The 25,327-nt window shown below is 62.5% G+C and carries 18 protein-coding genes; 12 read left to right on the top strand and 6 right to left on the bottom strand.

The features are described from left to right. Positions 1-185: 185 nt before the first annotated feature. The 5 genes from ACMGF5_RS22745 to ACMGF5_RS22725 all read left to right on the top strand — a co-directional run bounded on the left by ACMGF5_RS22745 (position 186) and on the right by ACMGF5_RS22725 (position 11,506). A complete protein-coding gene (locus ACMGF5_RS22745; protein ID WP_161872563.1) occupies positions 186-1,478 on the top strand; it encodes an MdtA/MuxA family multidrug efflux RND transporter periplasmic adaptor subunit in 1,293 nt (430 codons plus the stop codon). Next, positions 1,475-4,573 (top strand): MdtB/MuxB family multidrug efflux RND transporter permease subunit, encoded by a 3,099-nt coding sequence (locus ACMGF5_RS22740; protein ID WP_115274685.1) that lies wholly within the window; start codon positions 1,475-1,477, stop codon positions 4,571-4,573. Before ACMGF5_RS22745 ends, ACMGF5_RS22740 begins: the two co-directional genes overlap by 4 nt. Further along, the gene (locus ACMGF5_RS22735) at positions 4,570-7,677 is read left to right on the top strand and encodes an efflux RND transporter permease subunit (RefSeq protein ID WP_046786090.1); all 3,108 of its coding nucleotides are present in this window, start codon (positions 4,570-4,572) and stop codon (positions 7,675-7,677) included. The genes ACMGF5_RS22740 and ACMGF5_RS22735 overlap by 4 nt, the downstream gene beginning before the upstream one ends. Further along, positions 7,674-9,161 carry an efflux transporter outer membrane subunit gene (locus ACMGF5_RS22730; protein WP_119687091.1) on the top strand — a complete coding sequence of 496 codons (1,488 nt, stop codon included), beginning with the start codon at positions 7,674-7,676 and terminating at the stop codon, positions 9,159-9,161. The genes ACMGF5_RS22735 and ACMGF5_RS22730 overlap by 4 nt, the downstream gene beginning before the upstream one ends. Before the next feature lie 257 nt (positions 9,162-9,418). Then, a complete protein-coding gene (locus tag ACMGF5_RS22725; protein ID WP_414157244.1) occupies positions 9,419-11,506 on the top strand; it encodes a putative bifunctional diguanylate cyclase/phosphodiesterase in 2,088 nt (695 codons plus the stop codon). Here the strand turns inward: ACMGF5_RS22725 and ACMGF5_RS22720 are convergent. Continuing rightward, positions 11,503-11,763, bottom strand: coding sequence for a DUF1652 domain-containing protein (locus ACMGF5_RS22720; RefSeq protein WP_119687089.1), 261 nt, complete (start codon positions 11,761-11,763; stop codon positions 11,503-11,505). The genes ACMGF5_RS22725 and ACMGF5_RS22720 overlap by 4 nt on opposite strands. Positions 11,764-12,058: 295 nt before the next feature. Here ACMGF5_RS22720 and ACMGF5_RS22715 point away from each other — a divergent pair, with 295 nt between their 5' ends. Both ACMGF5_RS22715 and xerC read left to right on the top strand, forming a co-directional pair. Then, a complete protein-coding gene (locus ACMGF5_RS22715) occupies positions 12,059-13,288 on the top strand; it encodes a pyridoxal phosphate-dependent aminotransferase (RefSeq protein WP_115274688.1) in 1,230 nt (409 codons plus the stop codon). A 127-nt stretch (positions 13,289-13,415) separates the two neighbouring features. After that, the gene (gene xerC, locus ACMGF5_RS22710) at positions 13,416-14,330 is read left to right on the top strand and encodes a tyrosine recombinase XerC (protein ID WP_115274689.1); all 915 of its coding nucleotides are present in this window, start codon (positions 13,416-13,418) and stop codon (positions 14,328-14,330) included. A 96-nt stretch (positions 14,331-14,426) separates the two neighbouring features. On the opposite strand, the gene ACMGF5_RS22705 is transcribed toward xerC, so the two are convergent. Further along, on the bottom strand, positions 14,427-15,617 hold the full coding sequence (locus ACMGF5_RS22705) for a type II secretion system F family protein (RefSeq protein WP_046786094.1): 1,191 nt from the start codon (positions 15,615-15,617) through the stop codon (positions 14,427-14,429). An 11-nt stretch (positions 15,618-15,628) separates the two neighbouring features. Continuing rightward, on the bottom strand, positions 15,629-16,054 hold the full coding sequence (gene gspG / locus ACMGF5_RS22700; protein ID WP_039603405.1) for a type II secretion system major pseudopilin GspG: 426 nt from the start codon (positions 16,052-16,054) through the stop codon (positions 15,629-15,631). Between the two features lie 191 nt (positions 16,055-16,245). Between gspG and ACMGF5_RS22695 the strand changes: the two genes are divergently transcribed. The 4 genes from ACMGF5_RS22695 to ACMGF5_RS22680 all read left to right on the top strand — a co-directional run bounded on the left by ACMGF5_RS22695 (position 16,246) and on the right by ACMGF5_RS22680 (position 21,583). Continuing rightward, complete coding sequence (locus ACMGF5_RS22695; protein ID WP_046786095.1) at positions 16,246-16,839, top strand: lytic transglycosylase domain-containing protein; 594 nt, start codon at positions 16,246-16,248, stop codon at positions 16,837-16,839. Between the two features lie 109 nt (positions 16,840-16,948). Beyond that, positions 16,949-18,409 (top strand): ATP-binding protein, encoded by a 1,461-nt coding sequence (locus ACMGF5_RS22690; RefSeq protein WP_115275537.1) that lies wholly within the window; start codon positions 16,949-16,951, stop codon positions 18,407-18,409. A gap of 284 nt (positions 18,410-18,693) precedes the next feature. Continuing rightward, the gene (locus ACMGF5_RS22685; RefSeq protein WP_414157243.1) at positions 18,694-20,190 is read left to right on the top strand and encodes a sensor histidine kinase; all 1,497 of its coding nucleotides are present in this window, start codon (positions 18,694-18,696) and stop codon (positions 20,188-20,190) included. Beyond that, positions 20,159-21,583: a sigma-54-dependent transcriptional regulator gene (locus tag ACMGF5_RS22680; protein ID WP_115274691.1), complete on the top strand. Its 1,425-nt coding sequence runs from the start codon at positions 20,159-20,161 to the stop codon at positions 21,581-21,583. Before ACMGF5_RS22685 ends, ACMGF5_RS22680 begins: the two co-directional genes overlap by 32 nt. Before the next feature lie 76 nt (positions 21,584-21,659). Here ACMGF5_RS22680 and ACMGF5_RS22675 read toward each other — a convergent pair whose 3' ends face one another. The 3 genes from ACMGF5_RS22675 to ACMGF5_RS22665 form a co-directional block, all read right to left on the bottom strand. Then, positions 21,660-21,962, bottom strand: a complete 303-nt coding sequence (locus ACMGF5_RS22675; protein ID WP_115274692.1) for a hypothetical protein — start codon at positions 21,960-21,962, stop codon at positions 21,660-21,662. Positions 21,963-22,046: 84 nt separating this feature from the next. Then, a complete protein-coding gene (locus tag ACMGF5_RS22670) occupies positions 22,047-23,399 on the bottom strand; it encodes a GntP family permease (protein WP_046786099.1) in 1,353 nt (450 codons plus the stop codon). A 114-nt stretch (positions 23,400-23,513) separates the two neighbouring features. Next, positions 23,514-24,053: a gluconokinase gene (locus ACMGF5_RS22665; protein ID WP_046786100.1), complete on the bottom strand. Its 540-nt coding sequence runs from the start codon at positions 24,051-24,053 to the stop codon at positions 23,514-23,516. A 208-nt stretch (positions 24,054-24,261) separates the two neighbouring features. Here ACMGF5_RS22665 and ACMGF5_RS22660 point away from each other — a divergent pair, with 208 nt between their 5' ends. Continuing rightward, positions 24,262-25,281 (top strand): LacI family DNA-binding transcriptional regulator, encoded by a 1,020-nt coding sequence (locus ACMGF5_RS22660; RefSeq protein WP_046786101.1) that lies wholly within the window; start codon positions 24,262-24,264, stop codon positions 25,279-25,281. Positions 25,282-25,327: the final 46 nt, after the last annotated feature.

The raw sequence follows: 25,327 nt of genomic DNA, 5'->3' as shown, positions 1-25,327 counted from the left end.
GCTGCCTCTCCAAGCAACACCCTGTAACGGCCCGGAACGCTTTCCGGGCCGTTTTCATTTAAAGTTCAGCCTCTTGGCAACGTCAGGCAAAGGTAAACCTCTGGTAAAGGGCCTTTGCTAAAAGAGTGCCAGTGCTTATCGTTCACCTTCCCAAGTCGTCATTCCGAACAAGGTTCGTTCAACCCATGCGAGTTTCCGTCTCCCGATCCCCTCGTCGCTGGCTCGTTGGCCTGCTGATCCTGCTGCTGGTGGCCCTGCTGGCCTGGTGGTTGTGGCCCGCTGCAACGCCTGCCCCAAAAGAAGCGGGCGGGGGGCGCCCGGGCAAGGGCATGGGCATCGGTATGGGCCGTCCCGGCTTCGGCGGCTCCACCGAAGCGGTGCCAGTGCGTGTGGAACCTGCACGGGTGGGCGACTTTCCGCTCTACTACAAGGCGCTTGGCACGGTTACCGCGACCAATACCGTCAACGTGCGTAGCCGTGTTGCCGGTGAGCTGGTGAAAATCCACTTCAAGGAGGGCCAGCAGGTCAAGGCTGGCGACTTGCTCGCCGAGATCGACCCGCGCGCCTACCGCATCGCGCTGCAGCAGGCCGAAGGCACGCTGGCGCAAAACCGGGCGCAGCTCAAGAACGCTCAAGTCGACCTGGCGCGCTATAAAGGCCTGTACGCCGAAGACAGCATCGCCAAACAGACGCTCGATACCTCCGAAGCCCAGGTGGCGCAGTTCCAGGGGCTGGTGAAAACCAACCAGGCTCAGGTCAATGATGCCCGCCTGAACCTTGATTTCACCCAGATCCGCGCGCCGATCAGTGGCCGGGTGGGCCTGCGTCAGCTCGACCTGGGCAACCTGGTGGCGGCCAATGACACTACCGCCCTGGTGGTCATCACCCAGACCGAACCGATCAGCGTTGCCTTCACCTTGCCGGAAACCGAGCTGACTACCGTGCTGGAACGTTACCGCAGCGGTGCCAGCCTGCCGGTCGAGGCCTGGGACCGCGGCGACAGCAAGCTGCAGTCCACTGGCGTGCTGGCCAGCATCGACAACCAGATAGACATCACCACCGGTACCCTGAAGTTCAAAGGCCGCTTCGAGAACAAGGACATGGCCCTGTTCCCCAACCAGTTCGTCAACGTGCGCCTGTTGGCCGACACCCTCAAGCAGGTCGTCATGGCACCGGCGGCGGCCATCCAGTTCGGCAACGACGGCACCTTCGCCTATGTCGTCACTGCCGACAACACGGTCAATGTGCGCAAGCTCAAGGTGGGCCCCAGTGACGGTGAGAACAGTGTGATCCTCGAAGGCCTCAAGGCCGGTGACCGCCTGGTGCTCGAAGGCACCGACCGCCTGCGCGAAGGTTCCAAGGTCGAAGTGGTCGAAGACAGCTCGCAAGTACCGGCCACCCCCGGCCAGCACCTGCAGGGGCAGGACGGCAAAGGCTCGGCCCAGACCGGTGAAACGGCAGGCAAGGCGGGCGCATGAACCTGTCGCGCCTGTTCATCCTTCGCCCGGTCGCCACCACGCTGAGCATGCTGGCCATCGTGCTGGCCGGCCTGATCGCGTACAAGCTGCTGCCGGTTTCGGCCTTGCCGCAGGTCGATTACCCGACCATCAGGGTCATGACCCTGTATCCGGGCGCCAGCCCGCAGGTGATGACCAGCGCCGTGACCGCGCCGCTCGAGCGCCAGTTCGGCCAGATGCCGGGCCTGACCCAGATGGCATCGACCAGTTCTGGCGGTGCCTCGGTGCTGACCCTGCGCTTCAGCCTGGACATGAACATGGACGTTGCCGAGCAGCAGGTACAGGCCGCGATCAACGCCGCCAGCAACCTGCTGCCCAGCGACCTGCCGGCACCACCTGTGTACAACAAGGTCAACCCTGCCGATACCCCGGTGTTGACCCTGGCCATTTCCAGCAAAACCATGCCGCTGCCCAAGCTCAACGACCTGGTCGACACCCGCGTGGCGCAGAAGCTCGCGCAGATCGGCGGCGTGGGCATGGTCAGCATCGCCGGTGGCCAGCGCCAGGCTGTACGCATCAAGGTCAACGTCGATGCGTTGGCCGCCAATGGTCTGAACCTCGATGACGTGCGTACCCTGGTTGGCGCCTCCAACGTCAACCAGCCCAAGGGCAACTTCGATGGCCCGACCCGGGTGTCGATGCTCGATGCCAATGACCAGCTGCGTTCCCCCGAGGAGTACGCCAACCTGATCCTGGCGTACAACAACGGTGCGCCGCTGCGCCTGAAGGACGTCGCCGAAATCGTCGACGGAGCCGAGAACGAACGCCTCGCTGCCTGGGCCAACCAGAACCAGGCGGTACTGCTGAACATCCAGCGCCAGCCCGGTGCCAATGTCATCGAGGTGGTCGACCGCATCAAGGACCTGCTGCCGTCGATCACCGACAACCTGCCCGCCGGCCTCGAGGTGTCGGTGCTGACCGACCGCACCCAGACCATCCGCGCCGCGGTCAAGGATGTGCAGCACGAACTGCTGATCGCCATCGTCCTGGTGGTGATGGTGACCTTCGTCTTCCTGCGCCGCATCAGTGCCACCATCATCCCGTCGATTGCCGTGCCGCTGTCGCTGATCGGCACCTTCGGCGTGATGTACCTGGCCGGCTTCTCGATCAACAACCTGACTTTGATGGCCCTGACCATCGCCACCGGTTTTGTGGTCGATGACGCCATCGTCATGCTGGAGAACATCTCGCGGCACATCGAGGAGGGCGAAACGCCCATGCAGGCTGCGCTCAAGGGCGCGCGGCAGATCGGTTTCACCCTGATCTCCCTGACCTTCTCGCTGATTGCCGTGCTCATCCCGCTGCTGTTCATGGCCGATGTGGTGGGCCGGCTGTTCCGCGAATTCGCCATCACGCTGGCGGTGGCTATCCTGATTTCCCTGGTGGTCTCGCTGACCCTGACACCCATGATGTGCGCACGCCTGCTCAAGCGTGAACCCAAAGAAGAAGAGCAAGGCCGTTTTTACCGAGCCAGTGGTGCCTGGATCGACTGGCTGATCGATTACTACGGCCGTGGCCTGCAATGGGTGCTCCGGCACCAGCCGCTGACCTTGCTGGTGGCGGTCGCCAGCCTGGCACTGACCGTTTTCCTGTACATGGTGGTGCCCAAGGGCTTCTTCCCGGTGCAGGACACCGGGGTGATCCAGGGTATCTCCGAAGCCCCGCAGTCCACCTCGTTCGCCGCCATGAGCGAACGCCAGCAGTCGCTGAGCACGATCATCCTGCAGGATCCGGCCGTGCAGAGCCTGTCGTCCTACATCGGCGTGGACGGTGACAATGCCACGCTCAACAGTGGCCGTCTGCTGATCAACCTCAAACCCCACGGCGAGCGCGACGTGACGGCCGGCGAGGTGATCAGCCGCTTGCAGCCTCAGCTCGACAAGCTGGTCGGCATCCGCCTGTTCATGCAGCCGGTGCAAGACCTGAGCATCGAGGATCGGGTCAGCCGCACGCAGTACCAGTTCAGCCTGTCCTCGCCCGACGCCGACCTGCTCGCGCAGTGGAGCGGCAAGCTGGTCAATGCGCTGCAACAGCGGCCGGAACTGCAGGATGTGGCCAGCGACCTTCAAGACAAGGGGCTGCAGGTGTACCTGGTGATCGACCGTGACATGGCCAGCCGCCTGGGCATCGATGTGTCGCAAATCACCAACGCCCTGTATGACGCCTTCGGCCAGCGGCAGATCTCGACCATCTATACCCAGGCCAGCCAGTACCGGGTGGTGCTGCAGTCGCGCGATGCAGCAAGCATCGGCCCACAGGCGCTGGAGTCGATCCACGTCAAGGCCAGTGACGGTGGTCAGGTACGCCTGTCGGCACTGGCGCGCATCGAGCAGCGCCAGGCGCAGCTGGCGATTTCACACATCGGCCAGTTCCCCGCGGTGATGATGTCGTTCAACCTGGCGCATGGTGCGTCGCTGGGCGAAGCGGTCAAGGTGATCGAGCAGGTCCAGCAGGAAATCGGCATGCCCATCGGCGTGCAGACCCGCTTCCAGGGCGCTGCCGAGGCCTTCCAGGCGTCCCTGTCGAGCACCTTGCTGCTGATCCTTGCCGCCGTGGTGACCATGTACATCGTGCTCGGCGTGCTGTACGAGAGCTACATTCACCCGATCACCATCCTCTCGACCTTGCCGTCGGCGGCGGTCGGTGCCTTGCTGGCGTTGATCCTCAGCGGCAACGACCTGGGCATGATCGCCATCATTGGCATCATTCTGCTCATCGGCATCGTCAAGAAGAACGCGATCATGATGATCGACTTCGCCCTCGAGGCCGAGCGCAACCAAGGCATGAGCCCGCACGACGCGATCTACCAGGCGGCGCTGCTGCGCTTCCGGCCGATCCTGATGACCACCCTGGCTGCGCTGTTCGGCGCAGTACCGCTGATGCTGGCCACAGGTTCCGGTGCCGAGTTGCGCCAGCCGCTGGGGCTGGTCATGGTCGGCGGCTTGCTGGTAAGCCAGGTGCTGACCCTGTTCACAACGCCGGTCATCTACCTGTACTTCGACCGCTTGGCACGGCGCTGGCGCCCAGCCGCTGACACCACGCAGGCCGAGGCATGAACCTGTCCGGCCCTTTCATTCGCCGGCCTGTGGCGACCATGCTGCTGAGCCTGGCAATCATGCTGCTTGGTGGCGTCAGCTTCGGCCTGCTGCCGGTTTCGCCGTTGCCGCAGATGGACTTCCCGGTGATCGTGGTTCAAGCCAACCTGGCTGGCGCCAGCCCCGAGGTGATGGCCTCCACGGTAGCCACGCCGCTGGAACGCAAGCTTGGCAGTATCGCCGGTGTCACCACCCTGACCAGTAGCTCCAACCAGGGCTCGACCCGGGTAATCATCGGCTTCGAGCAAGGCCGGGACATCGACGGCGCCGCGCGCGAGGTGCAGGCGGCGATCAACGCCACCCGCAACCTGCTGCCCAGCGGCATGCGCAGCATGCCGACCTACAAGAAGCTCAACCCGTCGCAGGCGCCGATCATGGTGCTGTCGTTGACCTCTGATGTGCTGCAGAAAGGCCAGTTGTACGATCTGGCTGACACCATCCTGTCGCAGAGCCTGGCTCAGGTAAGTGGGGTAGGGGAAGTGCAGATCGGCGGCAGTTCGCTGCCGGCTGTGCGCATTTCCGTCGAGCCGCAACTGCTCAACCAGTACAGCCTGTCCCTGGACGAAGTGCGCACTGCGGTGGCCAACGCCAACCAGCGCCGGCCGATGGGTTTCGTCGAGGACAGCGAGCGCAACTGGCAGGTACGGGCCAACGACCAGCTGGAAAAAGCCAAGGATTACGAACCGATCGTGATCCGGCAGCAGAACGGTACGATACTGCGCCTGTCCGACGTGGCGACCATCACAGACAGCGTCGAGAACCGCTACAACAGCGGCTTTTTCAACGATCAGAGTGCCGTGCTGCTGGTGGTCAACCGTCAGATCGGCGCCAACATCATCGAGACCGTCGACCAGATCCACGCGCAGTTGCCGGCCCTGCAGTCGCTGCTGCCGGCCAGCGTGCAACTGAACGTGGCCATGGACCGTTCGCCGGTCATCAAGGCCACCCTCAAGGAAGCCGAGCACACACTGCTGATCGCCGTGGTGCTGGTGATCCTCGTGGTCTACCTGTTCCTCGGCAGCCTGCGCGCCTCGTTGATCCCCAGCCTGGCGGTACCGGTATCGCTGGTGGGGACCTTCGCGGTGATGTACCTGTGCGGTTTTTCGCTGAACAACCTGTCGCTGATGGCGTTGATCCTGGCCACAGGCCTGGTGGTGGACGATGCCATCGTGGTGCTGGAAAACATTTCGCGGCATATCGAGGACGGCCAGCCGCCGATGCGTGCGGCGTTCCTCGGCGCCAAGGAAGTCGGCTTCACCTTGCTGTCGATGAACGTCTCGCTGGTAGCGGTGTTCGTTTCGATCCTGTTCATGGGCGGCATCGTGCGCAACCTGTTCCAGGAGTTCTCGATTACCCTGGCGGCGGCGATCATCGTCTCGCTGGTGGTTTCGCTGACCCTCACCCCGATGCTCTGTGCCCGTTGGCTCAAGCCCCACCGCGCCGAACAGACGCGCCTGCAGCGCTGGAGCGACAATGTGCACAAGCGCATGGTCCAAGGTTACGATCGCAGCCTGAGTTGGGCCCTTCGCCACAAGCGCCTGACCTTGATCAGCCTGTTGGCGACCATCGGCCTGAACATCGTGCTGTATGTGGTCGTGCCGAAAACGCTGATCCCGCAGCAGGACACCGGCCAGCTGATGGGCTTCATCCGCGGTGACGACGGGCTGTCGTTCACCGTGATGCAGCCGAAGATGGAAATCTACCGCCGTGCCTTGCTGGCCGACCCGGCCGTGCAGAGTGTTGCCGGTTTCATTGGTGGCAACAGTGGTACCAACAACGCCATGGTGCTGGTGCGCCTGAAGCCGATCAGCGAGCGCAAGATCGATGCGCAGCAGGTCATCGAGCGTTTGCGCAAGGAAATGCCCAAGGTCCCTGGCGGACGGCTGTTCCTGATGGCTGACCAGGACCTGCAGCTGGGCGGCGGTGGCCGTGACCAGACCTCGTCGCAGTACCTGTACACCCTGCAGAGCGGCGATCTGGCAGCGTTGCGCCAGTGGTTCCCCAAGGTGGTCGCAGCCATGCGCGCGCTGCCCGAGCTGACCGCCATCGATGCTCGCGACGGCTCCGGTACCCAGCAGGTGACACTGGTAGTCGATCGCGACCAGGCCAAGCGCCTGGGTATCGACATGGACATGGTCACCACCGTTCTGAACAACGCTTACAGTCAACGGCAGATCTCGACCATCTACGACAGCCTCAACCAGTACCAGGTGGTGCTGGAAATCAACCCGAAATACGCCTGGGACCCAAGCAGCCTGGAGCAGGTGCAGGTGATCACCAGTGACGGGGCGCGTGTGCCCTTGTCGACCATCGCCCATTACGAGAACAGCCTGGCAAACGACCGGGTCAGCCATGAGGGCCAGTTCGCTGCCGAAGACATCGCCTTCGACGTTGCCGAAGGCTACAGCCCCGACCAGGCCATGGCGGCGGTGGAGCGGGCGGTGGCCAAGCTGGGCCTGCCCGAGGAGGTGATTGCCAAGCTGGGCGGCACGGCAGACGCCTTCGCCAAGACCCAGCAGGGCCAGCCGTTCATGATCCTTGGCGCGTTGGTGCTGGTGTATCTGGTACTGGGCATACTGTATGAAAGCTACATTCACCCGCTGACCATCCTTTCGACCTTGCCTTCGGCTGGCGTCGGTGCCTTGCTTGCGCTCTATGTCACCGGGGGCGAATTCAGCCTGATATCCCTGCTGGGCCTGTTCCTGCTGATTGGCGTGGTGAAGAAGAACGCCATCCTGATGATCGACCTGGCGCTGCAACTGGAGCGCCATCAGGGGCTGACACCGGAAGAGTCGATCCGCCGTGCCTGCCTGCTGCGCCTGCGGCCGATCCTGATGACCACGCTGGCGGCCATGCTCGGCGCCTTGCCACTGCTGCTCAGCCGCGCCGAGGGTGCGGAAATGCGCCAACCGCTGGGCCTGACCATCATTGGCGGCCTGGTCTTCAGCCAAGTCCTGACCCTGTATACGACGCCGGTGGTGTACCTGTACCTCGACCGCCTGCGCCACCGATTCAACCATTGGCGCGGCGTGCGCACCGATGCTGCTCTGGATACCCCGCTATGAATTTTGCCCAGTCCCCACTCCACCGCGCCCTGCAACTGCTGACCCGCGGGCGTGGCTCACGCCTGGTCGGTGCCGGTCTGTGTGCGGCGCTGCTAAGCGCCTGTACCCTGAGCCCGGACTACCATCGCCCGGAGCTGAGCACACCGGCGCAGTTCAAACAGGCCGAGGGCTGGACCCAGGCCAATCCGTCCGATGCCATCGCCCGTGGCGCCTGGTGGGAAATCTATGGTGACGCGGGGCTCAACGCTCTGGTCGAGGAGCTCAACCGCAGCAACCAGAGTGTGGCGCAGGCCGAAGCCCAGTACCGCCAGGCCCAAGCGCTGGTGCGCAGCAGCCGTGCGTCGTTGTTCCCAAGCCTGGACCTGACCACCAGCAAGAACCGCTCGGCCCAGGGCACAGGCAGTTCGAGCTCCAGCCTTTCCAACAACAGCAGCGGTATTCGCAACACTTACAACGCGCAGCTTGGGGTGAGCTGGGAAATCGACCTGTGGGGCAAGTTGCGCGAGACCATGAACGCCAACGAGGCCAGTGCTCAAGCGAGCTTCGCCGACCTCGCCGCGATCCGCCTCAGCCAGCAGTCTGAGCTGGTGCAGAATTACCTGCAGTTGCGCGTAATCGATGAGCAGAAGCGCCTGCTGGAAGCCACCGTCGCGACGTATGAACGTTCGTTGCGCATGACCGAGAACCAGTACCGTGCAGGCGTCTCCGGCCCCGACGCAGTGGCCCAGGCACGTACCCAGCTCAAGACTACCCAAGCCGACCTGATAGATCTGGTCTGGCAGCGTGCGCAGTTCGAAAACGCCATTGCCGTGCTACTGGGCAAGGCACCCGCCGAGTTTGCCCTCGCCGACAGCAAAAGCATCCCGGCCTTGCCGCAGATTCCGGTAAGCCTACCGTCGCAACTGCTGGAGCGCCGCCCGGACATCGCTTCGGCCGAGCGCAACGTGATGGCGGCCAACGCCAACATCGGCGTGGCACGGGCCGCCTATTTCCCTGACTTGAGCCTGAGCATGAGCGGTGGTTATTCCAGCAGTACCTTCAATGACTGGATTCAGTTGCCCAATCGTTACTGGTCGGTAGGGCCGCAACTGGCGCTGACACTCTTCGATGCCGGCAAACGCAGCGCCGAGGTTGACCGCACTGTCGCGGTATACGACCAGACCGTGGCGCAGTACCGCCAGACCGTGCTCGACGGCTTCAAGGAGGTCGAGAATTACCTGGTGCAACTCAAGGTTTACGGCGAAGAGGCGCTCGTGCGCCAGGAAGCTCTGGATGCCGCGCGTGAGTCGTTGCGCCTGACCGACAACCAGTACAGGGCCGGGCTGATCGGCTATCTGGACGTGGTCAATGTACAGACCACGGCGCTGAGCAATGAGCGCAGTGTGTTGAACCTGTTACAGGGGCGTCTGGTGGCCAGTGTGCAGCTGATCGCTGCGTTGGGCGGCGGCTGGGATGCCGGGCAAGCGTTTGCCAGTCAGGAGTGAAGGCGCGGTCTAGTGTGGAAAAAATGCCCGCTCAGGCATGAGCCAACACCTTTTTTCACCTGCCCTTCAGGCGCGACAAAAGCCGACCAATGGCAATTTGATGTCAGTGGTTCGCCGGGGGGCTCTATCGCGGGGCTGGTGGACTCTCGCAGATAATTACAGATCCATTTGAGCGCTCAGAAATCCCGTGCGTTTCGCCAAAGCTTGAGTACAATCGTCGGCTTTTTCGGGCCCCTGTCCCGTCGCTGGAACTCTCAATGCTGACCGGTAGTTACTCTGCTTCGCTGGTGCTGATTTCACTGTGCGTGGCCATCCTAGCCTCCTATACCGCCCTCGACCTGACCGGCCGCATCGCTAGCGCCCAGGGCAGGGCGGTGCACCTGTGGATGGGCGGTGGGGCGCTGGCGATGGGTACTGGCGTCTGGTCGATGCACTTCATCGGCATGCTCGCCTTCAGCCTGCCGGTCGAACTGGGCTATGACATTGGCCTGACCGCCTTCTCATTGCTGATCGCCGTGCTGTCTTCGGGGTTTGCCCTATGGCTGGTTAGCCAACCGAGCCTGCCGTGGCTGCAACTGGTGTTTGGCGCGCTCTTCATGGGTGCTGGCATCAGTTGCATGCATTACACCGGCATGGCGGCGTTGCGTATGCTGCCGGGCATTGACTACGACCCAACGCTGTTCGGTGCCTCGTTGGCGATCGCGGTGGGCGCTTCGGCGGCAGCGTTGTGGATAGCCTTCCGGCTGCGTCAGCATACCCCTTACGTTCGCCAGATCCGCGGACTGGCGGCTGTGCTGATGGGCGTCGCCATCGTCGGCATGCACTACACCGGCATGGCCGCAGCCAACTTCCCCCAAGGCAGTTTCTGCGGCGCGCTGGCAGGCGGGTTGCAAGGTGATGGGCTGGTCTATCTGGTTCTGATCACTACCCTGGCGGTGCTCGCAGTGGCCTTGCTGACCTCGGTGCTCGATGCTCGCCTGGAGGCACGCACTGCGGAGCTTGCGCGTTCGCTGACCCTCGCCAACCAGGAACTCACCCAGCTGGCGCTGCATGACACGCTGACCGGCCTGCCCAACCGCACGCTGCTTTCTGACCGTATCGAGCAGGCGATCGGCAAGGTGGCGGAGCAGGGCGGCTGTTTTGCGCTGATGTTCATCGACCTGGACGGCTTCAAACCGGTCAATGATGCGTTTGGTCACCATGTGGGCGACCTGCTGCTCAAGGCAGTGGCAACACGCTTGCGCGGCCACTTGCACAGCCAGGACACATTGGCGCGCATTGGCGGTGATGAGTTTGTGTTGCTGGTGGAACTGCAGGAGCCCGCGGATGCCATGGATGTGGCAGCCAAACAGGTCAACCTGGTGTCGCGGGCGTTCCGCGTGGCCGAGCATGACCTGCAATTGACGGCGAGCCTGGGCATTGTCCTGTACCCGGGTAATGGCCAAGACCAGCTGGAGTTGCTGCGCAACGCGGATGCTGCCATGTATCACGCCAAGAGCGCCGGCAAGAATGGCTACAGTTTCTTCGATGCTTCCATGAACAGCAACGCCCGCCAGCAGCTGCAGCTGCTGCAGGACCTGCGCATGGCCCTGGAGCAACGCCAGTTCCGCCTGCATTACCAGCCCAAGTTCGCCGCGCAGGCTTGCCAGCCGATCGGCGCCGAGGCCTTGTTGCGCTGGCAGCATCCGCAGCACGGGCTGCTGCTGCCGGACCGCTTCATTGGCCTGGCGGAAAAAACCGGCCTGATCATCCCGATTGGCGAATGGGTGCTGGACGAGGCCTGCCGGCAGATGCGCCAGTGGCTTGATCAGGGGTATGAAAACTGGCGCATGGCGGTCAACTTGTCCGCGATCCAGTTCTGCCATGCCGGCCTGGTTGACAGCGTTGCCCGCGCCCTGCGCGAGAACGGTTTGCCGGCCAACCGCCTGACGCTGGAAATCACCGAAACGACGGCAATGCACGATGCCGATGCCAGCCTGGCAGTCTTGCAGCGCCTGTCCGATATGGGCGTGGACCTGTCCATCGATGACTTTGGCACCGGCTACTCGAGCCTGATGTACCTCAAGCGCTTACCCGCCAATGAGCTGAAGATCGACCGAGGTTTCGTCCGTGACCTGGAGCAGGACAGCGACGATGCAGCCATTGTTTCGGCCATCGTTGCATTGGGCCAGGCGTTGGGCTTGCGTATTGTTGCCGAGGGCGTGGAGACCGGCGGGCAGCAGGATTTCCTGACCCGTCTGGGCTGTGATTCGCTACAGGGTTACCTGCTGGGCCAGCCGGTACCGGCCGAGCAGTTCATGGGGACATTGCAGGTATTGCGCAAAAGCCCCGAGGCGGTCGCCTAGCTGGCGTCACGCAGGGCGAGAACCGGTAAGAAAGCATCCATTTCAGCTTCTACCGCCTCAATGATACGTTCGACATCGGCTGCCGCCATTATCGCAGTGCAGGGGATGCCAGCGATCGCCAGCAAGGTTTCGCCCGTGGCACGGTCGAACAGGCGGGCGATCATGCTGCGTGGCGCATCCATGGTGGCCTCGAAGCCCAGCGGGTGGAAGTGCCAGCGCATCACCTGGCAGGCGTTGGGGAACGTCATCTTGTTCATGCCAGCCTCCTTGTCCGTACCCGGACGCGGTGAACGGGGCGCCGCGAGCGCGGCCGTCGGGAAACTAAAGATAGCATCCGTCAGGCTGGTGTTCTGCCGAAAAAACGATAAATGCACCTACGCTTGACCCCGGTCACAAACATGGCTCCTTCGCCGTTTGGCGGCAAATGGCCAAGCAAACGTTTTCGTTGGCGGGTGTTGCCAGAGCTGCAGAAGGGTTCTGCTATTTTTAACCTCATTCGGCGCACAGCGTTTTCAGACCAGTGGTGCGAGTTGGGCAGACAGGGAGACAGTCATGCGCTATTCCACGCTCACCCAACGCATTGCCGGTGATGGCGCTGCTGCCTGGGATATCCACTACCAGGCACAGGCCCTGCGTCGCGAAGGGCGCGAAATCTTCCTGCTGTCGGTGGGCGATCCTGACTTCGATACGCCAACGGCCGTTGTCGAAGCTGCGGTCTTCAGCCTTCGCCGCGGCGACACCCACTACAGTGATGTGCGTGGCAACCTTGCGCTGCGCCAGGCGATTGCACGCCGTGGTGGCCCTGAGGTCAGTGTCGAGCAGGTGATGGTGCTCGCTGGCGCACAGTGTGCGTTGTATGCGGTCTGCCAATGCCTGTTTGGAGCGGGGGACGAAGTGATCGTCGCCGAGCCCATGTATGTCACTTACCACGCTGTATTCGGCGCTTGCGGGGCGCAACCGGTACAGGTGGCGGTAAGCCCGGAGCAGGGCTTTCGGCTCGACCCGCAAGCCGTGGCGCAAGCAATAACCCCGCGTACCCGAGGGCTGCTGCTGAACACACCGCACAATCCGACCGGCAGCGCCATCTCCCCTGAGGACATGGTGCAACTCGCGCAGCTTTGTCGCGACCATGATCTTTGGCTGGTGTGCGACCAGGTCTACAGTGGCCTGCTGTACGACGGCCAAGCGGTTGCCCCGGCGCAAATGCCCGGCATGCGCGAGCGTTGCGTGATCATCGACAGTGTGTCCAAGTCGCATGCGATGAGCGGCTGGCGCGTGGGGTGGGTGGTCGGCCCCCCGGCGCTGATCGCGCACTTGGCCAATCTGGCAATGGCCATGCTGTTTGGCTTGCCGGAGTTTGTCATGCAGGGGGCCTGCGTAGCGCTGGAGCAGAACCTGCTTGCGGTACAACAGATGCGCGAGGCCTATCGTCAGCGGCGTGATCTGGTGTGCAGGGCCCTGCGCGATTGCCCCGGGGTGCGCCCTCACCGGCCGGCGGGCGGCATGTTCGTGATGCTTGATATCCGCGAAACCGGGCTGAGCGCCCAGGCTTTCGCCCAGCGGCTGTTGATTGAGGAGGGCGTTTCACTGCTGCCGGGCGATGCATTCGGGCCCAGCGCAACGGGACATGTGCGCATGGGGCTGGTGCTTGCGGTCGAACAGTTGGAAGAAGTGTGCTGCCGCATCGCTGCCTGCGCCAGGCGTGTACTGGCCGAGCAGGCCGCCAGGGATATCGAAGGTGAAGCCGAGGATTGCCGAGTTGGACACGAGGCCTACCAGTGATAGCCTATGTGCCCCCATTTCAGCTCATGTCAGTGGCCAAGATCCCTGATCTTCAAGGCAATGACGCAGGCCGCTTTACGCCTGGAGGGCCCGATGGCGCTCCGGGCTTCGCTACAGGATTCACGTTTTGTCCGACCTTTCGCAAAATCCGCTGCTGCAGTACCTCGCCAGGCTGGCGCCTTCCAGCCAGCAAACCATGCGCTACATCTTGCAGGACGCTGCCGACCGGCTGGGTTTCATTGATTGCAACCTCGCCGATGTGCCATGGCACAAGCTTGAGCCGGGACATGTGATCGGCCTGGTTGCAGCACTGCGCACCGATGGCTATGCGCCCAACAGTTCGTCGCTTTATGTCAACGCAATACGCGGCGTGATGAATGAAGCCTGGCGCCAGGGCCTGATCGATCATGAGCAGTTGCTGCGTATTCGTGAGGTCAAGCCGGCAACCGGCAGCCGCCTGCCGCCAGGGCGCAACCTGCGCCGTAGCCTGATTCGCGAATTGATGGATGTGTGCACCGCCGACCCGCGCCCGCAGGGTGTTCGTGATGCGGCGATCATCGCGCTGCTGTATGGCACCGGCATGCGCAAATCGGAGTCGGTGGACATCGACCTGGAGCAAGTCGACTTCCAGGCGCGCAGCCTGCAGGTGCTGGGCAAAGGCAACCGGCAACTGATCAAGTATGCCCCGCCCTGGGCCTTCGAAAAACTGCAGGCCTGGCTTGAACTGCGACGGCAGTCGCTGCCAGAGGGCGCCTCGGACGACCCCTTCCTGTTCAACCGCATCCGCCGTGGCAACCACATTACCCGTGCGCGCATCACCAAGCATGCGATCTACTACATCGCCCGTCAGCGCGGGGCGCAGGTGGGGGTGAAGATCATGCCGCATGATTTTCGCCGGGCGTTCATCACCCGGGTGATCGAAGAGCACGACCTGTCGATCGCGCAGAAGCTGGCGCATCACGCCAACATCCAGACCACTGCCAGCTACGATCGGCGCGATGACAATGAGCGGCGGCGGGCGGTGGACCGGTTCGACTATTGAGCGAGCGGGCTCACCCATCAGGCCAGCACCGTATCAGATGGCACCAGCCTCGCCGTTGATCGTCGGCAAGCCGGCCGTCAACGCGGTCGGTGACGGCTAGTGGATACTCGACGCCAGCTCGAAGATCGGCATGTACATCAGAATGACGATCACTCCGATCAGCAACCCGATGAAGGTCATCAGCAGCGGTTCAAACAGCTTCACGAACCACTCTACCCAGCGCCCTATTTCCTGGTCATGAAAGTCTGCGCAGCGTTCAAGCATCTCGCCCAGGTTCCCCGATTGCTCACCCGCCCGCAGCAAGCGCAGCGACACGGGTGTCACCAACTGCCCGGCTTCCAGCGCTTGCGACAACGGTAGGCCTTCACCCACCCCGCGACTGGCCTGCTCCAGGCCTTGTGCCGCAGCGCTTCCCAGCAGCCCGCGGGCCATGCCCATGGCCGTCAGGATGGGTATGCCGCCTTGCAGCAGAATGCCCAGCGAGCGGTAGAAACGCGCCAGCTCATACATCATCAGGCGCTGATGCAAGGCTGGCATTCGCCGTATCTGGCGCGACACCCAACGCCGCAGAACGGGGTTACGCCGCAGCAGCACCAAGGCGCCGATGCCGCCTGCCGTTGCCAGGGCCAGGGGCAACTGTTGAGCATGCAGGAACAGGCCGATCTGCATCAGCATGCGCGAAAGCCAGGGCAGTTCGCTGCCCATGCCCTCGAACACCAGGCTGAAGCGTGGCACCACGTAGCCGAGCAGGAACAGCACGACGCCACCGCCCACCAGTAGCAGTAGCAGCGGGTAGACCGAAGCCCCCACCAGTTTTTGCCGGACCAGATCCAAGCGCTGCCGGTATCCGATATAGCGGTGCAGGGCGTCGCCAAGCGCCCCGGTACGCTCGCTGGACTGCACCAGGGCCACGTATAGCGGCGGGAATATCCGCGGCTGCTGGGCCAGGGCCTGGGACAGCGAGCGGCCTTCGTACAACTGGCCAACCAGCGCCGCCAGCACTTTACGGGTTGCCGCGGTCGGGGCTTTTTCCGCAAGGCTTTCCAGCGCATCGATCAAGGGTAGGCCGGCGTGCAGCAGCGTGGTCAGTTCCTGACTGAAGAGCAACAGGTCAAAGGCGACCTGGCGTCGCCAGGGCACACCGACCAGAGTGCCGCCTTGGCTGCGTACGCTGACGACACGCAGGCCCTGGTCTTCCACTTTGCGCCGAGCCTGTTCGGCATCCTCGGCATCGATGTGCAATTGAACCACGCCCTCTCTACCCAGGGCCTTGAGGCTGTAGCGCATGGCCTTGCTCCTCATTGCCAACTGGTAATTTCGGCGTTTTCACCATCGCCACCGGGCTGGCCGTCCTTGCCCATGGACAGCAAGTCGTACTCGCCGCCGTTTTCACCTGGCTGGCGGTAGATGTAGGCACGGCCCCACGGGTCCTGTGGAATTGCTTTCTGCAGGTAAGGGCCTGACCAGCGGGCTTCGCCACTGGGGGCGGCAACCAGTGCCTGCAAGCCCTGCTCACTGTTGGGGTAGTGGCCGACTTCCAGGCGATAAAGGTCCAAGGCCTTGCCCAGCCCTTCGATCTGCGCCCGTGCCACCTTGGCCTCGGAACGGCCCAGCTGGCTGAAGTACTTGGGGGCGACGATACCGGCCAACAAGCCGAGCACCACCAGGACCACCAGAAGTTCGAGCAGGGTGAAGCCACATTGGCGATTGGGTTTGCGCTGCATGGTGAAGCCCTCCTGCATGGGGACATGCCTTTTCAGGTTTTCATCTGCCATGCAACAGCCGTGCACGTCTGCCTCGGGGCCTTGCGCCATGCGCCATGGCAAGCGGCACAGTGCTTGCGTCGTAGCAGAAAAGCCCGGGTTTTCCGGGGTATTTCCCCCATATCGGGGGGCACGGCGGGGAGGCGACCGACATGCGTGGAATTATCCTGGGACTGATCTGGCTGGCTGGGGCTACCGCCCAGGCTGATGTGTACATTGCCATCGATGACAAGGGCGGTTACGTGCTGACCAACGTCCACCGGCCCGGGCGCAACTATGAACGGGTCATTCGCGAACCGGTTGCGCAGGCTGGCCCGGCCAATGCGCAATTGATCACCGGGCGGCCCTACGCCGACCTGGTGGCAGCAGCGGCGCGCATGCACAACGTGCCGCAGGCATTGCTGCATGCGCTGATCAAGGCAGAATCGGGGTACAACCCAAAGGCCCGCTCGGCCGCCGGGGCGCTTGGGCTGATGCAACTGATGCCGGGTACGGCGAAGGAGATGGGTGTTGAGGATGTGCTTGATCCGGAGGACAACGTGCAGGGCGGGGCTCGCTACCTCAAACGCATGCTGAACCTGTTCGACAACGACATCACCCTGGCCGTGGCCGCCTACAATGCCGGCCCGGATGCTGTGCGCCGACGTGGCGCGGTGCCGCCCTTCGCCGAAACCCGACGGTATGTGCCCAATGTGCTGCGCGAATACCGCAAGTTACAGGGGCTGGCAGCGGACTCGCCGTTGTGATGGGCACCTGATGGCAGGCAGCCTTGCATCGGCCTTGCGAAAATCAATGCCATGGGTTCCCCAACTCTGGGCTATAACCTTTCAAAGGTGCTCAGCAGTGGTAGCCGCCATGGACATCGCCTCCCGTTCCGACCCACTCGAGTCACCCGCCAGCCCTGACGCTGGCACGTCGCGCAAGCCGTTCAACCTCCTGCGTTGGTACGCCTGGGTCAGCCTGGCCATCATCCTGTCGGTGGCCGCCGGCCTGGGGTTGATATCCAGCCGTTTCATCATCGACGAAAGCGTCGAGCGTGACGCGCTGCTTACCGCGCAGTTCATCACCTCGATCGCCGACGCTGAAGTACGACATGTGGCGATCCCCAATGTGCGCACCATGGGCGAACTGCTGGACCCGCGTACGGACCTTGATCCTTTGCCAGGCGTTGACCCTGTGGCGCGGCGCAAGGCCCGCGGCGAATTCCTTGACCACATCGCGCACTTGCCAGACATGCTGCTGGCCAACATCTATGCCCCGGACCGCACAGTGATCTGGTCGAGCAATCCGGCGCTGACGGGCAAGCTGATTCAGGGCGATGACGACCTGGATCGGGCGTTCGAGCACAAAATGCGGGTCTCGGCCAGTTACCACGGCTTCGAAGAGGCCCGCTCCGAGCAGAAGTTCGTGACGCCACCTGAGCAGTTGTTCATCGAGAACTACATTCCGCTGTTCGACGCAGATGGCGAACACGTCGTAGCGATGGTGGAGATATACAAGGAACCCCATGACCTGATCGTGCGCATCGAACATGGCCTGGTCCTCATCTGGCTGGCCACCACGGTGGGTGCCGGGGTGGTCTACATCGGCCTGTACGGCATCATGCGCCGCGCCGCCCGGGTGATGGCGGTGCAACAGAAGCGGCTGATCAGCAATGAAACCTATGTGGCCCTTGGCGAGGTGTCCTCGGCCGTGGCGCACAGCTTGCGCAATCCGTTGGCCAGTATCCGCTCCAGCGCCGAACTGGCTCAGGTGTACGACGAAGGGCCGGCGCAGCGCAATATCAACGAGATCATCAGCCAGGTCGACCGCATGTCGCAGTGGATCCGCCAGTTGCTGCAGTCGCTGCGGCCACTGGATGACAAGACGATACCGGTCGACCTTCCCCAAGTCCTACAGGACAGCTTGCAGACCTTTGCCATAGCGCTGGCACGCAGTGGCGTGACCCTGGACCTGAAGCCGCTTCCGGCACTGCAGGTGATGGGACAGCCGGAATTGCTCGGGCAGATTTTCAACAGCCTGATCGCCAACGCTCTGGAGTCGATGGAGCAGGGTGGGCGGCTGCGTGTCGAGGTGGTGAAGCAGGACAGGCGCAGCGTCACCCTGCGCCTGACCGACACCGGAAAAGGCATGAATGAACAGCAGCAGCGCATGGCGTTCAAGCCCTTCTTTACAACCAAACAAGGTGGGCTGGGGGTGGGGTTGGTATTGGTCAGACGGATCATGGAGCGTTTCGGTGGGTCGGTTCGGTTGAGTAGCCGCGAAGGCCTTGGCACTCAGGTTTCGCTCAACTTTCGGCTTGCGCGAGCTTCGTAGAAATCTAGAAGTAGACGCTAAGATATTGTTCTAAAAGAACATTTTATTATTGGGTACAAATTCCCCAAAACTGGGGGATCTATTCTAGATTAAGGATTAGATTCTGTTTCTAACCGATTGATTATCTTCAAATTAGTTTCGAAATAAATCCGTGGCTGACTTTTTGCAGGAAGACATAGGCGATAAATGGCGGCTGCGGCCGGCGTGGCGAAGTGCTATCGGTTAGCTACGCACGGCAATGAGTGACAGCCTTCTGAACGGAATCCTTGCGCGGGAACCTCGCGATGCAGACGCTGGAAACCGATGTTCCCGACAAGCTCCTCGCCCAGCCCGGCAGTGGTCTGGCTACGCCCCTTCGCGAATTCAATCTGCTGCGCTGGTTTTCCGTGATCAGCTTGCTGATCATCACGTCGGTGGCAGGTGGTCTGGGCTATGTATCGACCCGCTTCGTGGTCCGCGATAGCGTGGAGCGAGACGCCATGCTCACCGCCCAATTCATCCAGGCCATGGCCCAGGCCGAAGTGCGCCATTCGCAATTGCCACCTGGCACCACCATGGGTGAGCTGCTCGATCCGCGCCTGGACCAGCAGCATCTGCAGGTGAGCCCGCGGCTGGCCATGGCGACTCGGGTCGAGTTCCTCGATCATGTCGAGCATCTTCCGGACACGCTGCTGGCCAATGTCTATGCCCGTGACCGCACCATCGTCTGGTCCACCAACCCCGATCTGGTTGGCAAGCGCATCGAGGCCGACGGCGACCTGGATCACGCCTTCCGCTCGCGCAAGGCGGTGTCCGCCAGCTACCACAAGGTCGAAGAGCACCGCGAGGAACAGAAGTTCGAGCGTGAGCCCAATTACCTGTTCATCGAAAACTACATTCCCCTGTTCGACAGCCAAGGTGAGCAGGTGCTGTCTATGGTCGAGATTTACAAAGAGCCACAGGACCTCATTCGACGCATTCAGCGCGGTTATGTGCTGATCTGGGCCTCGACCCTGGTGGGCGGGGCGCTGATCTACTTCGGCCTGTTCTGGATCGTGCGTCGCGCAGCGTCGATGCTGCACCAGCAACAGGATCGGCTGGTGGCGAGTGAAACCTATGTTGCCCTTGGTGAGATGTCCTCGGCGGTGGCCCACAGCCTGCGAAACCCATTGGCCAATATCCGCTCCAGCGCAGAGCTGGCACAGGAAATCGCCAATCCGCAGGCCCAGCAGAACATTGTCGACATCATTAGCCAGGTGGACCGCATGTCACGCTGGGTGCGCGAACTGCTGGTGTCACTGCGCCCGACCAGCGATATGCCCGAGGCTGTGGACCTGGTAGCCGCCATCAAGGATACCCGCCTGGCGTTTGCCCAGCAGATCGAGCGTAACGGCATCCGCTTTTCCTTCGACGGGCCCCAGACGCAGTGGGTAGCCAGCCAGCCTCTGCAGTTGACGCAGATCCTCAACAGCCTGTTTTCCAATGCCATCGAAGCCATGCCAATGGGTGGCGAGTTGCGTGCCATGGTCTGCATACAGGAAGGTCAGCGCGCTGCATTGCTGCTAAGTGACACAGGCAAGGGCATGACCAGGCAGCAGCAACGCATGGTCTTCAAACCGTTTTTCACCACCAAGCAGGGCGGCCTCGGTGTAGGCCTGGCGCTGGTTCAGCGCATCATGGAACGTTTTGGCGGCTCGGTCAGCCTGAGCAGCCGTGAAGAGGAAGGAACCCGCGTCAGCCTCACTTTCAATATCGCAGCGGGAGGGGAACATGGAGCACAGCATCCTGGTAGTCGAGGATGATGAAATCCTTGCCAACAACATTCGCACCTATTTGAACCTGAAGGGCTTTGAGGTGACGGTGTGTAACAGTGCGGAGCTTGCGCTTGAGCAGATCAAGCGGTTCCAGCCCGACGCGGTACTCACCGACAACTCGCTGCCCGGCATGAATGGGCATGACCTGCTGCGCACGCTGGTGGCGCAGATGCCGGAGCTCAAGGTAATCATGATGACCGGCTACGGTAACGTAGAGGATGCCGTACAAGCGATGAAAGAGGGGGCTTTCCATTACCTGACCAAGCCCGTGGTGCTGGCCGAGCTCAAACTGACACTGGAAAAGGCTTTGGCCACCGAGCGGATGGAGCGCACGCTGTCGTTCTACCAGGAGCGCGAGGCGCAGAAGTCCGGGCTGCAGGCGCTGATTGGCGACTCGCCGGTGATGCTCACCCTCAAGCACACGCTGCGCCAGGTGCTCGATGCTGAACGCCGCATGGCCAATGACGACCTGCCGCCGGTGCTGGTCGAAGGCGAGACGGGTACCGGCAAGGAACTGGTTGCGCGTGCCCTGCATTTCGATGGTTCGCGCAGCAAAGGCCCGTTCATCGAGTTCAACTGCGCCTCGATCCCGGCCAACCTGCTGGAGGCTGAGTTGTTTGGCCATGAGAAGGGGGCATTCACCGACGCCAAGGAACGTCGCGTGGGGTTGGTGGAGGCCGCGGACGGCGGCACCCTGTTCCTCGATGAGATCGGCGAAATGGACCTGGTGCTACAGGCCAAGCTGCTGAAACTGCTGGAGGATCGCAGTATCCGCCGCATAGGTGCGGTCAAGGAGCGCAAGGTTGACCTGCGGGTGATCAGCGCCACCAACTGCAATCTCGAACAGATGGTGCAGCAGGGCAAGTTTCGCCGGGACCTGTTCTTCCGGCTGCGCATCATCGCGCTGAAGGTACCGCGCTTGCACGCCCGCGGCCAGGACATCCTGCTGTTGGCGCGGCACTTCCTGGCCCATCACGGGCGTCGGTACGGTAAACCGAACCTGCGCTTCAGTACCGAGGCACAGAACTTGATGCTCAATTACAGCTGGCCTGGCAACGTGCGCGAGTTGCGCAACATGCTGGAGCAGACGGTGTTGCTGGCACCTAATGAAGTGGTGCAGGCGCACCAGTTGAATCTGTGCCTGACCCTGGTCGATGAACCCCTCACGCAGCCGATGGCCACGGTGTACGAGATGCCGCGGCATGAGCCTGAGCCTGGGACCAGTTTGCCGGACATGGAACGGGATTTGGTGTGCAGGACGCTGGACCGTACTGATTGGAACGTGACCAAGTCGGCGCGGATGCTGGGGCTATCGCGCGATATGCTGCGTTACAAGATAGAAAAGCTGGGGCTGACGCGGCCTGAAAAGCGCCAGTGGTGAGCGGTTCGAAGCGGCGTTCCTGCGTTGTCAATTGCGCCCTCTTCACGGGGCAAGCCCGGGAAGAGGGCGGTACCGCTCAGCGCTGACCGCCGTCCGATCCGTTACCACCTTGGCCACCCGCGCCCTCCGACCCACTGCCTTCCATCCCAGGCAAATCACGATTGTCATTCTGCCTGGCGGGCGGGCTTTCTGGGTCGCTGCCCTGTATTCGCGGGTCGGTATCCCGTGGCATGGGCTCCTCGATCGGGTTGAGGGTGCTGTCCACGCCCGGCTGGGGCGCCGGGTTGTGCGGATCATCCGGATGGGTCGGCCCGGTGCCGACCGCCAGGGCCAGGGGGGAGGCGAACAGGGCAGCGAGTAACAGGCTTGTGCGTATCATGGGCAGGCTCCTTTGCGAAGGTAGGGCACGTACTTGCGTTGGGCCCTACTCAAAACGCCAAGGTGCCATTACCCCGATAAGCGGTCACACCACCGTTGACAGCATCATGATGAAGATGATGCCGACCACCGACAGGATGGTCTCCATCATGCTCCAGGTCTTGAAGGTCTCGGCCACGGTCATGTTGAAGTACTGTTTGACCAGCCAGAAGCCGGCGTCGTTGACATGGGACAGAATGAGCGAGCCGGCGCCGGTGGCCAGCACCAGCAGCTCACGGTTGACGCCGGGCACCAGATCGATCACCGGGGCAACGATGCCTGCGCCGGTAATGGTGGCAACCGTCGCCGACCCCGTGGCGATGCGGATGACCGCAGCCACAAGCCAGGCCAGCATGATCGGTGAAATTTCTGCCTGTACCGCCATCTGGCCGATCACATTGCCGACCCCGGTATCGACCAGCATCTGTTTGAAACCGCCGCCTGCACCGACGATCAGCACGATGGCAGCCGTCGGCGCCAGGCTCTGGTCGAGCATCTTCATGATCTGTTGGCGGTTGAAGCCGCGCGCCGAGCCGAAGGTGTAGAAGGCCAGCAGCAGGGCAGCGAGCAGGGCGGTAATCGGGTGGCCGATCAGGTCCATCCACTGGCGAACGATGTGCTCGGCCGGTAGCACGACGTCAGCGAACGTCTTGAGCAACATCAGCACCACCGGCAGCAGCACGGTGACCAGGGTGACGGTAAAGCTCGGCAGGTTACCCTGATCGGACTCCTTGGCGATCTGGTCCATCAGTTCCTGTGACGGATTACCCGGGATATAGCGGGAAATGAAGTTACCGTACAGCGGGCCGGCGATGATGGCAGTGGGCAGTGCCACCAGCAGGCCATAGAAGATGGTCTTGCCGATGTCGGCATTGAAAATGCCGATCGCCAGCAGTGGGCCCGGATGCGGAGGCACCAGGCCGTGCACCACCGAAAGGCCCGCCAGCAGGGGGATACCGATCTTGATCAGCGATACACCCGAGCGCCTGGCGACGATGAACACCAGCGGAATCAGCAGTACGAAGCCGATTTCGAAGAACAGCGGGATGCCGACCAGGAACGCGGCAAACATCATGGCCCAATGCACGTTCTTCTTGCCGAAGGCGCGAATGAGGGTTTGCGCGATCTGGTCGGCGCCACCGGAGTCGGCCATCAGCTTGCCGAGCATGGTCCCCAGGGCGAGGACGATCCCGACAAAGCCCAGTACCCCACCGAAACCATCCTGGAATGACTTCATGACCTTGGCCACCGGCATACCGGAAGTCAGGCCGAGGAAACCGGCGGCGATGGTCAGGGCGACGAAGGGGTGGACTTTGAAATGGGTGATCAGCAGGATCAGCCCGATGATGGTCACCAGGGCGTCGAGCAGCAGGAAGGTATCTGTAGCCAGTCCGAACATGGTTTTAAGGCCTCGGTCTTATCGTTGTTTTTTGGCGTTGCTTGAAATTGAACTATCGGCGCTTTCAGGCGTCGGGACAGCGCTGTCTTTGGTGAGCCGGAAAAACCGCCAGGTTCATGCGGTCCGCGCCAGGTTCCGCTCACCGCAGGGCTTTAGCCAGGCGTCTACCGTCTCGGCCAGCGTGTCTATCGGCTGCGTGGCATCAAGGGGCAGGGTCAGAGGCTCGCCATGCGGGGGCTCGAGGGCGGCGAACTGACTGTCGATCAGGCTCGCCGGCATGAAATGGCCGGGGCGGGCGAGGACGCGCTTCTCGGCTTCGGCAGGGGTGAGTTCGAGAAACACGAATGCCAGCTCCGGCATGGCCTGGCGCAAGGTATCGCGGTAACGGCGCTTGAGTGCGGAGCAGGTGAGGATCGGGCGTTCGCCCGCCTGCACCGTGGCTTGCAACTCTTGGCCCAAGCGCACTAGCCAACCGGCTCGGTCGTCGTCGTTCAACGGCGTGCCCGCGCTCATCTTGCGGATGTTTTCGGCAGGGTGAAACGCGTCGCCTTCGATCAGGCGGCCGCCGCTTCTGGCGGCTATGGCAGCGCCGATGCAGCTTTTGCCGCAACCGGCCACGCCCATCACCACGATGGCGGACAGGGGAGAATTCATCAGTACCTCCTGCGGGGTGGGATAGCGCTGTCTCGTCGCTGACGAAACGCGAACTCCCCGGTGTTGTTGATCTTGTCGTTACGCAGTATGGACGCTCGGCAGAAGGCGCGTAGTGGCCACCACCAAAGATTACATTGCTTGCGTCCTGAGACAGCGCTACCTTAGTGGCCGTTCCCCTCCCTTGGCAAGTAGTAAAATTACAACACTCATGTCCCGCTCAGGCTCCCGCACTACCGGTCGACCCACCCTGGCAGAAGTGGCCAGGCTCTCCGGGGTTTCCCCGATTACCGCTTCCCGCGCCTTGCGCGGTGTCAGCACCGTGGCTCCGGCACTGGTGGAAAAGGTGGTGGCCGCGGCAGCGAGCCTTGGCTATATCGCCAACCCCGCTGCCCGGGCGTTGGCTTCTGCACGCAGCCAGTCGGTGGTTGTGCTGATTCCGTCGTTGTCCAACCAGCTGTTCATCGACACTCTGGAGGCCATCCACGAAGTGATGCGCCCCCGCGGGCTCGAGGTGCTGATCGGTAACTATCACTACGATATCGACGAAGAAGAGAATCTGATCCGCAATTACCTGGCGTACCAACCGTGCGGCATATTGCTCACCGGTTTCGAGCGTAGTGAGGCTTCTCGGCAGATGCTGGTGGCCAGCGGCGTGCCCTGCGTCCACATGATGGAGCTGGGTGGCACGCCTGGCATGTTGTCGGTAGGGTTTTCCCAGCAGCAGGCTGGTCGGGCTGCTGCCAGGCACCTGCTCGAGCGAGGCCGGCGGCGCCTGGCGTTCATCGCCGCGCAACTTGACCCACGGGTGATGCAGCGTGCCGAAGGGTTCCGCCAGGCGCTGGCTGAAGCCGGCATGCACGCTACCGAACTGGAGGTCCTGTCGCCGCAACCCTCGTCCATTGCACTGGGCAGTGAACTGTTCAGCCAATTGTTGGCGCAGGCACCGGATGTGGATGGCATTTTTTTCTGCAACGACGACCTTGCCCAGGGTGCTGTGCTGCAGGCCTTGCGCCAAGGTATCGAAGTTCCAGGGAGAGTAGCCATGGTCGGGTTCAATGACCTGCCGGCTTCGGCGCATATGGTTCCCCGTCTGACCTCCATTCGCACACCGCGTGCCGCCGTTGGTCGGGGCGCGGCACAGGCGCTGCTGGCGTTGCTCGATGGCAAGCGAGTGGCTACCGAGCAGCAGGATCTGGGGTTTGAGCTGATGGTGCGAGAAAGTTCCTGAGCCCGCACGCATGGGGCGGGAATGGGCCGCACGAATACACTAATCA

The organism is Pseudomonas sp. BNK-15, assembly GCF_047456105.1.
Taxonomy (GTDB): domain Bacteria; phylum Pseudomonadota; class Gammaproteobacteria; order Pseudomonadales; family Pseudomonadaceae; genus Aquipseudomonas; species Aquipseudomonas putida_E.
Note: the sequence above shows the minus strand (reverse complement) of the source record. Positions and strands in the feature narration are given on the sequence as shown.